Annotated in this window: 12 protein-coding genes; 11 read left to right on the top strand and 1 reads right to left on the bottom strand. The window is 62.4% G+C overall.

Translation table 11 applies throughout. The annotated features are described in order from the left end of the window. Positions 1 to 11: 11 nt before the first annotated feature. The 11 genes from ACA069_RS26715 to madM all read left to right on the top strand — a co-directional run bounded on the left by ACA069_RS26715 (position 12) and on the right by madM (position 13,878). Entirely contained in the window at positions 12 to 5,936 is a 5,925-nt protein-coding gene (locus ACA069_RS26715) for a hybrid sensor histidine kinase/response regulator (protein WP_497615522.1), read from the top strand. Continuing rightward, positions 5,929 to 6,399, top strand: a complete 471-nt coding sequence (locus ACA069_RS26710; protein WP_489879327.1) for a chemotaxis protein CheW — start codon at positions 5,929 to 5,931, stop codon at positions 6,397 to 6,399. The genes ACA069_RS26715 and ACA069_RS26710 overlap by 8 nt, the downstream gene beginning before the upstream one ends. 233 nt (positions 6,400 to 6,632) lie before the next feature. Further along, positions 6,633 to 8,303 carry a malonate decarboxylase subunit alpha gene (mdcA, locus tag ACA069_RS26705; protein ID WP_401269338.1) on the top strand — a complete coding sequence of 557 codons (1,671 nt, stop codon included), beginning with the start codon at positions 6,633 to 6,635 and terminating at the stop codon, positions 8,301 to 8,303. Further along, entirely contained in the window at positions 8,303 to 9,175 is an 873-nt protein-coding gene (locus ACA069_RS26700; RefSeq protein ID WP_497615521.1) for a triphosphoribosyl-dephospho-CoA synthase, read from the top strand. The genes mdcA and ACA069_RS26700 overlap by 1 nt, the downstream gene beginning before the upstream one ends. Further along, a complete protein-coding gene (locus tag ACA069_RS26695) occupies positions 9,175 to 9,474 on the top strand; it encodes a malonate decarboxylase subunit delta (RefSeq protein ID WP_497615520.1) in 300 nt (99 codons plus the stop codon). Before ACA069_RS26700 ends, ACA069_RS26695 begins: the two co-directional genes overlap by 1 nt. Continuing rightward, positions 9,467 to 10,318 (top strand): biotin-independent malonate decarboxylase subunit beta, encoded by an 852-nt coding sequence (locus ACA069_RS26690; protein WP_497615519.1) that lies wholly within the window; start codon positions 9,467 to 9,469, stop codon positions 10,316 to 10,318. Before ACA069_RS26695 ends, ACA069_RS26690 begins: the two co-directional genes overlap by 8 nt. Next, complete coding sequence (mdcE, locus tag ACA069_RS26685) at positions 10,315 to 11,100, top strand: biotin-independent malonate decarboxylase subunit gamma (protein WP_497615518.1); 786 nt, start codon at positions 10,315 to 10,317, stop codon at positions 11,098 to 11,100. Before ACA069_RS26690 ends, mdcE begins: the two co-directional genes overlap by 4 nt. Beyond that, positions 11,094 to 11,714, top strand: a complete 621-nt coding sequence (locus ACA069_RS26680; protein WP_497615517.1) for a malonate decarboxylase holo-ACP synthase — start codon at positions 11,094 to 11,096, stop codon at positions 11,712 to 11,714. Before mdcE ends, ACA069_RS26680 begins: the two co-directional genes overlap by 7 nt. Then, complete coding sequence (gene mdcH / locus ACA069_RS26675; RefSeq protein ID WP_497615516.1) at positions 11,711 to 12,631, top strand: malonate decarboxylase subunit epsilon; 921 nt, start codon at positions 11,711 to 11,713, stop codon at positions 12,629 to 12,631. The genes ACA069_RS26680 and mdcH overlap by 4 nt, the downstream gene beginning before the upstream one ends. Positions 12,632 to 12,695: 64 nt before the next feature. Beyond that, entirely contained in the window at positions 12,696 to 13,112 is a 417-nt protein-coding gene (gene madL / locus ACA069_RS26670) for a malonate transporter subunit MadL (RefSeq protein WP_401269322.1), read from the top strand. 1 nt (position 13,113) lies between these two features. Continuing rightward, a complete protein-coding gene (madM, locus tag ACA069_RS26665) occupies positions 13,114 to 13,878 on the top strand; it encodes a malonate transporter subunit MadM (protein WP_401269319.1) in 765 nt (254 codons plus the stop codon). A 111-nt stretch (positions 13,879 to 13,989) separates the two neighbouring features. Here the strand turns inward: madM and ACA069_RS26660 are convergent, their stop codons facing one another. Continuing rightward, positions 13,990 to 14,904, bottom strand: a complete 915-nt coding sequence (locus ACA069_RS26660) for a LysR family transcriptional regulator (protein ID WP_497615515.1) — start codon at positions 14,902 to 14,904, stop codon at positions 13,990 to 13,992. Positions 14,905 to 14,955 lie beyond the last annotated feature (51 nt).

Here is a 14,955-nt window from a genome sequence, read left to right as displayed (position 1 = left end):
TTGGAGCGGTTATGGGTGATCGCCACGACTACGTGGCCCTCGAGTGGGTCAAAGGCGAAATTGCCGAAACGCTGAAACTGGCGCATCAGGCGATTGAAACCGTGCTCGATGATCCGCACGCATCCGGCGGGCTGGACGAGTGCCTGGCGTACATCCATCAGGTTCACGGCAGCTTGCAGATGGTCGAGTTCTACGGCGCCGCGCTGCTCGCCGAAGAAATGGAGCATCTGGTCGAAGCCTTGCAGCAGGGGCGCGTCAGCCATCGCGACGAAGCCCTGCACTTGCTGTTGCAAGCCTTGGGGCAATTACCGATCTACCTCGACCGCGTACAGAGCGCCCGCCGTGATCTTCCGCTGGTCGTGCTGCCGCTGCTCAATGATTTGCGCAGCGCTCGCGGCGAAAGCCTGCTGTCGGAAACCAGCCTGTTCAGCCCGCAACTGCCCGAGCTGCCGCCGCTTGGCGAAGAAGCGCTGGCGTTGCTGGAACCGGCAGAGCTGCCGAATGTGCTGCGCAAGTTACGCCAGATGCTGCAAATGGCGCTGGTCGGTTTGCTGCGTGAGCAGGATGACCAGACGCACCTGGCTTATCTGGCGAAAGTCTTCACCCGTCTCGAAGCGCTGAGCGGTGACGCCCCGTTAAGTCCGTTGTGGCAGGTCGCATCCGCCTTGGTCGAAGGTATGCGCGAAGGCGTGATCGCCAACAGCCCGGCACTGCGCAGCCTGTTCAAGGACGCCGACAAGGAACTCAAGCGCCTGCTCGAACAAGGCATGGCGGGCCTCAATCAGCCGCCCCCGCCAGAGCTTCTGAAAAGCCTGTTGTTCTATATTGCCAAAGCCGAACATCCCACCAGGCAGATGCTGACCATGAAAGATCGCTACTCCCTGGACGACGCCTTACCCGACAGCGCGATGGTCGATGAAGAACGCGCGCGCCTGGCCGGCCCCGACCGCGATGCGATGCGCTCGGTGCTGGCGGCATTGTGCGAAGAACTGGTGCGGGTCAAGGAACGCCTCGACCTGTTCGTGCGCAGCGACCGCCAACACACGTCGGACCTGGAAAGCCTGCTGGCGCCGTTGCGGCAGATCGCCGACACCCTCGCGGTGCTCGGTTTCGGCCAGCCGCGCAAGGTCATCATCGATCAACTGGCGGTGGTGCTCAGCCTTGTCCAAGGCCAGCGTGAACCCAACGACGCCATCCTGATGGACGTTGCCGGCGCCTTGCTCTACGTCGAAGCGACACTCGCCGGGATGGTCGGCACCGTCGAGCCGGAAAGCCCCGAAGACTCGCGCCTGCCCACCACCGACCTGACGCAGATTCATCAGATCGTGATCAAGGAAGCGCGCATCTGCTTGCAACAGGCCAAGGACATGATCGTCGACTATATCGACGCCGACTGGGACCGCCAGCAACTGCAACCGCTGCCAGAACTGCTGACTCAGGTGCGCGGGGCGCTGGCGATGATTCCGCTGAGTCGTGCGGCGAATCTGGTCGAGGCCTGCAACGGTTTCATCCGCGAACATCTGCTGCTCGATCCGCACGAACCAGGCTGGCAGCAACTGGACAACCTCGCCGACGTCATCACCAGCCTCGAGTATTACCTTGAACGCTTGAGCGATGACCCGCTGGCGCCGAGCGAACAACTGCTGGATGTCGCGCAGAAGAGCCTCGCCAGTCTCGGTTATGTTGCAAACGAAGAGGCCAATGAGCAGCCCGGCGAACAGCGTGTGCCAGTGCTCGATGACGTGCTCAGCCCCAGCGAAGCACTGGTGATGCAGGACCTGCAGGCGCTGGACGACCCGGACATCGTGCAGTCGCTGGCCGATGTGTTGGCCAGCCCGGTGCCGGCGATCAATCCGCCCGCCGTGGTCACACCCGGCAGCCTGATGCCGCCACCGGCCGATGAAGAACCGGTGGACGACGAACTGCGCGAAGTGTTCCTCGAAGAGACCGATGAGGTACTTGAGGTTCTCCACGAATACCTGCCGCGCTGGACGGCCAATCCGCAGGATCGCGCCGCGCTGACAGAGCTGCGCCGCGCCTTCCACACCTTGAAAGGCAGCGGGCGCATGGTGCGTGCGCTGATCCTCGGTGAACTGGCCTGGGCGGTGGAGAATCTGCTCAATCGCGTGCTGGAACACAGCGTCGAACCCGGCGCCGTGGTGCCGCAATTACTCACCGACACGGTGTTGCTGCTGCCGGAACTGGTCAGCGAATTCGCCACCAACAGCCAGCGTCAGCGCAGCGATGTCGATCAATTGGCGGCGCGCGCCCATGCCTTGGCCAAGGGTGACGAACCGCTGGCTGCCGAAGACGTCGATGACGTTGCGGCGCTCGATCCGCTGTTGCTGGAGATCTTCCGCAACGAAGCCGAAACCCACCTCGCCAGCCTCAACCGCTTCCTCGATCAAGCGGCCGAGCATGTTCCGCTGCCGGCCAGCGACGAGTTGCAGCGCGCTTTGCACACCCTCAAGGGCAGCGCGTCGATGGCCGGTGTGTTGCCGATTGCCGAACTGGCGGCATCGCTTGATCAATTGGCCCGAGAGTTCAAGGCCCATCAGTTGCCGCTCGATCTCGATGAAGTCGAGTTGCTGCTCGAAGCCGAAGGGCTGTTCCGTGTCGGCTTGCGCCAGCTCAAGCATGATCCGCTGGCGCCGATTGTCGGCGCGCAGTCGCTGATCAAACGCACCGATGCGCTGCTCGGCGAGCGTCTGGAAGCGATCCTCAATGCGCCGAACACTGGCCTGCGGATCAAGCACGATCCGCAACTGATCAACAACTTCCTTGCCCAAGGCATGGACATCCTGTTCGACGCCGAAAACCTTTTGCAGCGCTGGCAGCAACACCCCGGCGAACGCCAGGAACTCAGCGCGTTGCTGGATGAGCTGACCACCCTCGGTGAAGGCGCGCACTTGGCGGATCTGCTGCCGGTGGATGTTCTGTGCGAAGCCTTGCTCGATCTCTATGGCGCCGTGGAAGAAAGCAGCCTGGCGGTCAGCGACCGGTTTTTCCAGGAAGCGCAGTACGCCCACGAAGCGCTGATCAACATGCTCGACGAACTGGCCGCCGGCCAGGAAGTCACGCCGCAGCCGGAGCGCATTCGCGCCTTGCATGATCTGCTCGACGAAAGCCTCGACCCCTCGTCCATGGGCCTGATTCGCAGCGACGGCAGCCGCACCTTGAGCATCCGCGAACTGGGCGCGGCCACCGCCGAGCTTTCGCAAACCAGCGCTGCCCAGGAGCCGGACGACGAAATCGTCGAGATCTTCCTCGAAGAGGCAGTGGACATTCTCGACAGCGCCGAGCAAGCCTTGCAGCGCTGGCTGAGCGACCCGGACAACGCCGCGCCGCTGTCCTCGTTGCAGCGTGATTTGCACACCCTCAAGGGTGGTGCGCGCATGGCCGAAGTCGACGCCGTCGGCGATCTGGCCCAGGAGCTGGAAAGCCTTTACGAAGGTCTGGTCGATCGTCGCTACAGCCACAGCGAAGCCCTTGGTCGCTTGTTGCACAAGAGCCATGAGCGTTTCACCCGGCTGCTTGAGCAACTGCAAAACCATCAGCCGCTGGAGCCGGCAGAGGATCTGATCGAAGCGCTTCGGCAGGTACGCCAAGGCTCGCCGACCCCTGCCGAAACGACGCAACCTGCCGTCGATCACGAAGGTGCCGGGCACGATCCCGAGTTGCTGGAGATCTTCCTCGAAGAAGGTTTCGACATCATCGAGAACTCCGGCGCCGCGCTGCTGCGCTGGCAGGCTGAGCCGGGCAACCGTCAGGAAGTCGAAACCCTGCTGCGCGACCTGCACACCCTCAAGGGCGGCGCGCGGATGGTCGAGATCGGCCCGATCGGCGACCTCGCCCATGAGCTGGAGTACCTTTACGAAAGTCTCTCCGCCGGCTCGTTGCAAGCGTCTGGCGAATTGTTCGCGCTGGTGCAGCGCGGCCATGACCGACTGGCGCAAATGCTCGATGGCGTGCGCGCCGGGCAACCGTGTCCGCCGGCGGATCGGTTGATCAATGCGATCCAGAACTTCAGTCATCCCGTGACGCCTGAAGCGCCGCCGTTGCTGCCGCTGCCGGTTAAAACCGAGACCGCAGCACCGTCCGCCGACGCCGGCGCGGACATGGTCAAAGTCTCCGCCGAACTGCTCGACGAATTGGTCAATCTGGCCAGGGAAACCTCGATTTTCCGTGGACGCATTGAACAGCAAGTCAACGACGCGCAAGTCGCGCTCAACGAGATGGAAACCACCATCGAGCGTATGCGTGATCAGTTGCGCCGCCTCGATACGGAAACCCAGGGGCGCATCCTCAGCCGTCAGCAAGTCGACGGCGAACGCCTCGGTTACGAAGAATTCGATCCGCTGGAAATGGATCGCCATTCGCAGTTGCAGCAACTGTCGCGGGCGCTGTTCGAATCCGCCTCCGACTTGCTCGACCTGAAGGAAACCCTCGACCGCCGCAACCACGACGCCGAGAACCTGCTGCAACAACAAGGGCGAATCAACACCGAATTGCAGGAAGGCCTGATGCGCTCGCGCATGGTGCCGTTCGAACGGATGTTGCCGCGCCTCAAACGCATCGTCCGCCAGGTTGCCGAAGAGCTGAACAAAGACGTCGCTTTCGTCGTCGGCAACGCCGAAGGCGAGATGGATCGCAACGTGCTGGAGCGCATGGCCGCACCGTTGGAGCACATGCTGCGCAACGCCGTCGACCATGGTCTGGAGTCCACCGAGGTGCGGCTGGCGGCGGGGAAACCGGCGCAAGGGCAGATCAGCCTCGAGCTGTCCCGCGAGGGCGGCGACATCGTTTTCGACATCCGCGACGACGGTGCCGGTGTGCCGCTGGAAGCGGTGCGGAACAAGGCAATCAAACGTGGCTTGCTGGCGCCGGACGCCGAAATCAGCGACCGCGATGTGTTGCAGTTCATCCTCCAACCGGGGTTTTCCACCGCCGAAAAAATCACCCAGATCTCCGGGCGTGGCGTCGGCATGGACGTGGTGCATGAAGAAGTCCGCCAGTTGGGCGGCAGCATGAGCATCGACTCGGTGCCGGGGCAGGGCGTGCATTTTCGCATTCGCCTGCCGTTCACCGTGTCGGTCAACCGTGCGTTGATGGTGCAGTGTGGTGAGGATCAATACGCGATTCCGCTGAACACCATCGACGGCATCGTCCGCGTGTTGCCGAATGATCTGGATGGGCATTTCCGTCTTGATCCACCGAGCTATCAATATGGCGGCCAACGCTATGAGCTGTGCTACTTGGGCGAGCTGCTGAAAACCGCGCCACGCCCGAAACTGCTGGGCCAGAGCCTGCCGTTGCCGGTGCTGTTGGTGCAGTACAACGACCGGCGCATCGCGGTGCAGGTCGACACCATGGCAGGGACGCGCGAGATCGTGGTCAAAAGCCTCGGCGCGCAATTCGCGGCGGTGCAGGGCGTGTCCGGCGCGACGATTCTGGGCGATGGCCGGGTGGTGCTGATTCTTGATCTGCTGGCGCCGATCCGCGCGATGCAGGCACCGGTTGCGCAGTATCCGATTCAACCGGATATCGACTGCGAACCGCAGAAACCGCTGCTGGTCATGGTGGTCGACGACTCGGTCACCGTGCGCAAGGTCACCAGTCGTTTACTCGAACGCCACGGCATGAACGTGTTGACCGCCAAGGACGGTGTCGACGCCATGCTCCTGCTCGAAGAACACATGCCCGACCTGATGCTGCTCGACATCGAAATGCCGCGCATGGACGGCTTCGAAGTCGCCACTCAAGTGCGCAACGACGAGCGCCTGCAACACCTGCCGATCATCATGATCACCTCGCGCACCGGGCAAAAACACCGCGACCGCGCCATGGCCATCGGCGTCAACGACTACCTCGGCAAGCCGTATCAGGAATCGGTGCTGCTCGAAAGCATTGCCCACTGGAGCAAGAAACATGCATGAGCGCCGCCACAACGCGCGTACCAGCCAACTCACCGGGCTGCTGCTGCCGCTGGCGGATCGTAACCTGATCTTGCCCAACGTCGCGGTGGCCGAGCTGATCGACTATCAGGCCAGCGCCTTCGATCTGGATACACCGCCGTGGTATCTGGGGCGCGTCATGTGGCGCGAGCGGCAGATTCCGTTGCTGAGTTTCGAGTCGGCGTGTGGGCAGAAAGTGGTGATTGGCGAGCGAGCGCGGATTGTGATTCTCAATGCGCTGGGTGGCTTGCCGCAGCTGAAATTCATTGCGTTGCTGGTGCAGGGGATTCCTCGGTCTTACAAGCTCGATAGCCAATTGAGCTATGTCGATGTGCCGTTGTGTGCGCTGGAACAGGCGGCGGTGCAGGTGGGGGAGCAAGTGGCGAAGGTGCCGGATTTGTTAGCACTTGAGCAGTTGTTGGTGGAGGCGGGCCTGGTCCACTGATCCAGAGTTTTTAGTGGTCTGACTGGCCTCTTCGCGAGCAGGCTCGCTCCCACATTGGATCACCAGTGAACACAGATCAGGTGTACGACACAGATCCCCTGTGGGAGCGAGCCTGCTCGCGAAGAGGGCCTGAACCATTACGCTGAGCGTAATGAATCACCACCGCGCTTGATTGATGCCTCCACCCCACACGCCTAACTTAGCTCCACGACAGCGAACCCCGTGGAGTGAGCATGACAACAACAATTTCCCCCGACTCGCGCTGGACGCGGCGGCGTGACGAGAAGCAGCGTCGCCTCGACAAGGTGCGCGGGCTGGCCGACGGTGTGGTGTTGCCCACCGACAAGATCGTCGCCGCGCTCGAAGCGCTGATTCATCCCGGCGACCGAGTGGTGCTGGAGGGCAACAACCAGAAGCAGGCAGACTTCCTTTCTCGCTCGCTGGCCAAGGCTGATCCCGAGAAGCTCCACGACCTGCACATGATCATGCCCAGCGTCGGCCGCTCCGAGCACCTCGACCTGTTCGAACGCGGCATTGCCCGCAAGCTCGATTTCTCCTTCGCCGGCACCCAGAGCCTGCGTATCAGCCAGTTGCTTGAAGACGGCCTGCTGGAAATCGGCGCGATCCACACCTACATCGAACTCTACGCCCGGCTGGTGGTGGACCTGATCCCCAACGTCGTGCTCTCGGCCGGTTTCATGGCCGACCGCGCCGGCAACATCTACACCGGCCCGAGCACCGAAGACACCCCGGCGCTGATCGAACCGGCCGCGTTCAGCGACGGCATCGTCATCGTCCAGGTCAACCAGTTGGTCGACGACGTCAGCGAATTGCCCCGTGTGGATATTCCGGCATCGTGGGTCGATTTCGTCGTGGTGGCCGACAAGCCCTTCTACATCGAACCGCTGTTCACCCGCGACCCACGGCACATCAAGCCTGTCCACGTGTTGATGGCGATGATGGCGATTCGCGGGATCTACGAAAAACACAACGTGCAGTCGCTCAACCACGGCATCGGTTTCAACACAGCGGCCATCGAACTGATCCTGCCGACCTACGGCGAATCCCTCGGCCTCAAAGGCAAGATCTGCCGCAACTGGACGCTCAATCCGCACCCGACGTTGATCCCGGCGATTGAGAGCGGCTGGGTCGAAAGCGTGCATTGCTTCGGCACCGAACTGGGCATGGAAAACTACATCGCCGCGCGCCCGGACGTGTTCTTCACCGGCCGCGACGGCTCGCTACGTTCCAACCGGATGTTCTGCCAACTGGCCGGGCAATACGCGGTGGATCTGTTTATTGGCGCGACGTTGCAGGTTGATGGCGATGGCCATTCCTCGACCGTCACCCGTGGCCGTCTCGCCGGTTTCGGCGGCGCGCCGAACATGGGCCATGACCCGCGTGGCCGCCGTCACGGCACGCCGGCATGGCTGGACATGCGCCACGACGACTCGCCGCAACCGATGCTCGAACGCGGCAAGAAACTCGTGGTGCAAATGGTCGAGACCTTCCAGGAGGGCGGCAAACCGACCTTCGTCGAAACCCTCGACGCGGTGGAAGTGGCGAAGAAAAGCGGCATGCCGCTGGCGCCGATCATGATCTACGGCGACGACGTCACCCACCTGCTCACCGAAGAAGGCATCGCCTATCTGTACAAGGCGCGTTCGCTGGAAGAGCGCCAGGCGATGATCGCTGCAGTCGCCGGGGTCACCGCCATCGGCCTGCGCCACAACCCGAAAGACACCGAACGCATGCGCCGCGAAGGCTTGATTGCCTTGCCCGAAGACCTTGGCATCCGCCGCACTGACGCTACCCGCGAACTGCTGGCGGCGAAAAGCGTGGCCGATCTGGTCGAGTGGTCCGGCGGCCTCTACAACCCGCCCGCCAAATTCAGGAGCTGGTAATGCACGCACTTAACCTGCAAGCGAAACCGATTTCCCTGGCCGAGCGATTGGCGGACATGGCGGTGGATGCGTTGATCGACGAAGCGGATCTGTCGCCGAAACCGGCGCTGGTCGACCGTCGTGGCAACGGCGCGCACACCGATCTGCACTTGGGCCTGATGCACGCCTCGGCGCTGTCGTTGTGGCCGGCGTTCAAGGAGATGGCCGAAGCTGCCATTGAAGTCGGCGAGATCAATCAAACGCTGCGTGAAAGCATTGGCCGCATCGGCCGTGAAGGCGAGCAAGCGATGCTCGCGACCACCAACGGCGTGAACACTCATCGCGGTGCAATCTGGGCCTTGGGCCTGTTGGTGACCGCCGCCGCGCTCGAAGCGAAATCCACGGGCGCCAACGCCGTCACCCTGCGCGCTGCACGTCTGGCGCTGCTCGATGATCGTTTTGCACCTCGTCCGCTCAGCCACGGTGCACAAGTCGCCCTGCGTTACGGCGCTCGCGGCGCCCGAGAGGAAGCGCAACTCGGCTTCCCGTCCGTGCTGCAACGTGGCTTGCCGCAACTGAAAAAAAGCCGCACTGCCGGCCATGGCGAACAGAACGCCCGACTCGACGCCTTGCTCGCGATCATGACTGACCTGGCCGACACCTGCGTGCTCTACCGCGCCGGCGAACAAGGCCTGCTAGCCATGCAACACGGCGCGCAAGCGGTGCTTGATGCTGGCGGCAGCGCCAGCCTCAGCGGTCGCCGGCGCCTGCATGAACTCGATCAACAACTCATCGCATTGAATGCCTCGCCCGGTGGCGCCGCCGACTTGCTCGCCGCCACGCTGCTGCTCGACCGAATCGAGTGCGACGGCACCTTTCAGGGAGCGTTTTGATGGAAACCCTATCGTTTGAATTCCCCGCCGGGCAGCCGCCTCGCGGTCGGGCGCTGGTCGGTTGTGTCGGCTCGGGTGATCTGGAAGTGCTGATCGAACCGGGGCTGGCCGGCAAGTTGACGATCAACGTGCAAACCTCGGCCAACGGCGCACAGCTGCGCTGGCAGCATCTGTTTGCGCGGATGTTCGACGGCACCACGCCGCCAGCCATGGCCATCGATATCCACGATTTCGGCGCGACGCCGGGTGTGGTGCGTTTGCGCCTGGAACAAGGTTTCGAGGAGATCGGCCATGACTGACAGCGCAGCGCTTCTCCATAAACACAGCTTCGTCGAACTCGGCGCGCGGCAACGGGCGAAAGCCTTGCTTGATGCCGGCACCTTCCGCGAATTGCTCGACCCGTTTCAACGCGTCATGTCGCCGTGGCTGGAACGCCAGGGCGTGGTGCCGCAAGCCGATGACGGTGTGGTGATCGCCAAGGGCAGCCTCGACGGTTTGCCGGTGGTGATCGCGGCCATCGAAGGCGCGTTTCAGGGCGGCAGCCTTGGCGAAGTCGGCGGGGCGAAGATTGCCGGTGCACTGGAACTGGCCGCCGAGGACAACCGCAACGGCATTCCGACCCGCGCCGTATTGCTTCTGGAAACCGGCGGTGTGCGGCTGCAGGAGGCCAATCTCGGCTTGGCGGCGATTGCCGATATTCATGCGGCGATTGTCGATTTGCAGCAATACCAACCGGTGGTGGGTGTAGTGGCAGGCAGTGTTGGTTGCTTCGGCGGCATGTCGATTGCCGCTGCGCTGTGCAGCTATTTGCTGGTGACCCAGGAAGCACGCCTGGGCCTGAATGGCCCGCAGGTGATCGAGCAGGAAGCCGGGATCGAGGAATACGACTCCCGCGACCGGCCGTTTATCTGGAGCCTGACCGGTGGCGAGCAGCGTTTTGCCAGTGGCTTGGTGGATCGGTTTGCCGCCGATGATGTGGCGCAGATTCGTCAGCAGGTCGGCGAGTTGCTGCAACAAGGCTTGCCAGCGCAACCGCGAAGTCAGCGGGCCGAGTGGTTCCTGCAACGGCTGGCCAGCCTGGACACTGACAAGCAAATCGAGCCTTCGGTGGTTCGCGATCTGTATCAAGGAGAGCGCTCATGAGTGGTTATTCATTGCGCGGTTTGAACTGGTTCAACGCGTTGAGCGCGTGCGCGAAAGCTGTAGAAGGTTTGCCGCCCTCGTTGAAGGTTGCCGATGCTGAACTCGGGCGTTTTATCGCCGTGGTCGCTGACCCTGACAACCGTTTCCCCCGTGCCCGTAACGGCGAAGTCGGGTTGCTGGAAGGCTGGGGCCTGGCCAAAGCCGTCGACGATGCGATCAACGCTGACCGCGACAAACCGCAAAAGCGTCCACTGATTGCCATCGTCGATGTACCGAGCCAGGCCTACGGCCGTCGCGAAGAAGCCCTCGGCATTCATCAGGCGCTGGCCGGTGCGGCGGACAGTTATGCCCGCGCACGCCTGGCCGGGCATCCGGTGATTGCGCTGCTGGTGGGCAAAGCCATGTCCGGTGCGTTTCTCGCCCACGGCTATCAGGCCAACCGCTTGATAGCCCTGCGTGATCCCGGCGTGATGGTGCATGCGATGGGCAAAGCATCGGCGGCGCGGGTGACTTTGCGCAGCGTCGAAGAACTCGAAGCACTGGCCGCCAGCGTGCCGCCGATGGCCTATGACATCGACAGTTACGCCAGCCTCGGGCTGCTTTGGGAAACCCTGTCGGTGCAGCAGATCGAACAGCCGACAGCCGAGGATCTGACACGAGTGACCGAGTGCTTGAAGCAAGCCATCAGCGATGTCACTGGCAATGATTTGAGCGGTCGCCTCGGTGCTAAAAATCGTGAAGCGTCCAGTCGCGTGCGTGAACTGTTGAGGGCGCAGTGGTGAATACGCCTCTGGCCCACGATCTGCTCTGGGGCATGACCCCGGCGCAGCTACCGGCGGATGCGCCGCAGTGGGCAGTCGAGTCGCTCAGCGCCGGGCAACCGGTGGTGGTGCGCCGTGCGTTAAGTGCTGAGGGTTTCGTGGCAGTGGGCGTGCGCGGTGTGTTACGCGAGCAGCGCTTGGCGGCGTTCATGGCGCTTGATTCGATTGGCTGTCGTGTCAGCCCCGAGGCGCTGTGTCGGGTCGACAGTGAACGTGATCTGCCGGCCATGTGCGCCCTCAAGCAATTGCGGCCGATGCTCGATGATTGCGGTTGGATCTGGGGCGTCAGCGGCAGTGCCGGATTTGAACTGGCCAGTGGTTTTGCGGCGATGCATGAGGGCAGCGATCTCGATCTGATCCTGCGCACACCGCAACTGATGACCCGCAATCAGGCGCGCAAACTGGTGGCGCTTTTCGATCAGGCAGTGTGCCGGGTCGACATGCAATTGCAGACGCCGTTCGGCGCCGTAGCCCTGCGTGAATGGGCCAGCACTTCGGCGCGGGTGCTGCTGAAAAACGCGCATCAGGCGTGTCTGGTAGTAGACCCGTGGAACCCGCAGGAGCAGGCAGCATGAGCAGTCTGTTGGTGTTCCCCGGTCAGGGCGCACAGCAACCGGGCATGCTCCAGCGTTTGCCTCGGGAAACGTTGACCGAGGCCAGTGATGTGCTGGGTGAAGATGTCTTGCTGCTTGATTCTGCCGAAGCGCTGCGCAGTACAAGGGCAGTGCAGCTCTGCCTGCTGATCGCCGGTGTCGCGGCTTCGCGACAGTTGTTGCAGGACAGTTTGAACGCGGACTATGTCGCCGGCCTGTCCATCGGTGCTTACCCCGCAGCGGTGGTGGCCGGGGCCTTGAGCTTCAGTGATGCGCTGCATCTGGTCAGCCTGCGCGGTGAGTTGATGCAACAGGCTTATCCACAGGGCTTTGGCATGACCGCGATCATCGGTCTGCAACTGTCCACCGTCGAAACGTTGCTGGCGCAAATTCACAGCGCCGAAACGCCGGTTTATCTGGCCAATATCAATGCCGATAACCAGGTGGTGATTGCCGGCAGCGAAAAGGCGATGCAAGCGGTGGCCGAACTCGCGCGCAGCCGTGGCGCGGGTCTGGCGAAACGTCTGGCGGTCAGCGTGCCGTCGCACTGTCCGCTGCTGGTAAAACCGGCGCAAACCCTCGCCGAAGCCTTCGCCAAAGTACAACTGCAAGCCCCGAAAATCGCCTACCTGAGCGGCAGCCGCGCGCGCCCGGTAATCAAGGTCGATGCCCTGCGCGACGACCTCGCTTACAACATGTGTCGCATCGTGGATTGGCGCGGCACCGTGCAAAGCGCCTACGAGCGCGGCGTGCGGCTACAGATCGAACTGCCGCCCGGTGCGGTGCTGACCGGGCTGGCGCGCCGGGTGTTCGAGCAAGGTACCGTCACTGCCTTCGACAGTGCTCGCCTCGACACCTTGCAGGCGCTGTTGCGTGAGGAGGGAAGCCGCCGAACCTAAAACGCCGACTCAAGCTTCGAACAACAAAAACAACATTCGACGATGCACTTTGAGGACTACAACAATGATTATTTACGGTGTGGCGCTGTTGGCGATCTGTACGCTGGCAGGGGTGATCATGGGCGACATGCTCGGCGTGTTGCTGGGCGTCAAATCCAACGTCGGCGGGGTCGGCATCGCGATGATCCTGTTGATCTGCGCGCGGTTGTGGATGCAGAAACGCGGCGGCATGACCAAGGAGTGCGAGATGGGCGTCGGCTTCTGGGGCGCCATGTACATTCCGGTGGTGGTGGCGATGGCCGCGCAACAGAACGTCGTCACCGCGCTGCACGGCGGCCCGGTGGCGGTGCTGGCGGCGATCGGTTCGGTGGTGATTTGTGGTTGCACGATTGCCTTGATCAGCCGCACCCACAAGGGCGAACCGTTGCCCGACGAACCGGCGGAAATCTCCCCGGTCGGCACGCCGGTAGGGGGTCGCTGATATGTGGGATCTCATCGAAAAAGGTCTGGAACATAACGGTCTGATCACTGCCTTCGCTTTTGTCGGCGTGATCATGTGGGTGTCGGTGGTTCTCTCCAAGCGCCTGACCTTCGGACGCATTCACGGCTCGGCGATTGCCATCGTCATCGGTCTGGTGCTGGCGTGGGTCGGCGGCACCATGACGGGCGGGCAGAAAGGTTTGGCGGATCTGACGCTGTTCTCCGGCATCGGCCTGATGGGCGGGGCAATGCTGCGTGATTTCGCGATTGTTGCCACCGCGTTTGAAGTGCAGGCGACCGAGGCGAAAAAGGCCGGGATGATCGGGGTGATTGCGTTGTTGCTGGGCACGATCCTGCCGTTCATTGTCGGCGCGAGCATGGCCTGGGCGTTTGGTTATCGCGATGCGGTGAGCATGACCACCATCGGTGCTGGCGCGGTGACCTACATCGTTGGCCCGGTGACCGGTGCGGCGATTGGTGCGAGTTCGGATGTGATGGCGCTGTCGATTGCCACCGGGTTGATCAAGGCGATTCTGGTGATGGTCGGCACGCCGGTCGCGGCGCGCTGGATGGGCCTGGATAACCCGCGTTCGGCGATGGTGTTTGGCGGGTTGGCCGGGACGGTGAGTGGTGTGACTGCCGGGCTGGCGGCGACGGATCGGCGGTTGGTGCCTTATGGGGCGCTGACGGCGACGTTCCACACCGGGCTTGGGTGCCTGCTTGGGCCTTCGTTGTTGTTCTTTATTGTTCGCGCGATTGTTGGCTAGGTTCGGGTTTTGAGTCGTCTGGGCTGACGCCTTCGCGAGCAGGCTCGCTCCCACAGGGAAATGCATTCCAACTGTGGGAGCGAGCCTGCTCGCGAAGGAGACGACACGGTCTCAAGCCTGCCGATTGGCATACATCCGACACTCCGCCAGCAACGCCAGCAAATTCGGATCGCGCTCCTTGGCCTTCAGAAACACCACGCCAATGTGCTGCTGCAACCGGTACTTCTCCTGCAACGGAATCAGCTTCACCCGGTTCTCATACACCGCCGCAATCCTTCCTGGCAGCAACGCATAACCCACGCCGGAGCTGACCATGCTCAGCAGCGTGAAAATGTCGTTCACCTGCATCGCCACCTTCGGTTCGAACCCAGCCTGCTTGAACACCCGGTTACCGTCCTGATGGGTGGCGAAGCCTTGGGTCAGGGTGATGAAGGTTTCGTCGCGAACTTCTGCCAGATCGACTTCACTGCGCTGAGCGAACCTTGAGTCCGCTGGCGTGGCGAGGAAGATGTCGTCGGAGAACAGCGCAATCTGCTCGCAGTCCGGGTCGTTGATGCTGTCGTCCAGCGACACCAGGATCGCGTCCACTTCCATGTTTTTCAGCTTGTAGAGCAGGTCGATGTTCGAGCCGAGGATCAGGTCGATGTTGAGTTGGCTGCGGCGGATCTTCAGGCCCATGATCAGTTGCGGCACGGTCTTCACGGTCAGCGAATACAGCGAACCGAGTTTGAAGCGTTCAGCGGAGAACCCGGCGGCTTCGCGGGTCAGGCGCACGCTTTCGACTACGTCCTGAATCAGCTTCTGTGCGCGTTCTTCTAGCACATAGGCACTTTCCAGCGGCGTCAGGTTGCGCCCTTCGTGTTTGAACAGCGGGCAGCGCAGGGCGCTTTCCAGCGAATGAATCGCGCGGTGCACGCTGACATTGCTGGTCTGCAACTCCGCAGCGGCGCGGGCCAGATTGCCGGTGCGCATGAAGGCGAGGAACACCTCGAGTTTTTTCAGGGTCAACTCTTCGTCGATCAACATGGCGCGGACTCTTTTTTATGTCGGCCGATTGTGCACGGAAGATCAAAAGAT

It is taken from the genome of Pseudomonas sp. LBUM1652, from assembly GCF_059716105.1.
Note: the sequence above shows the minus strand (reverse complement) of the source record. Positions and strands in the feature narration are given on the sequence as shown.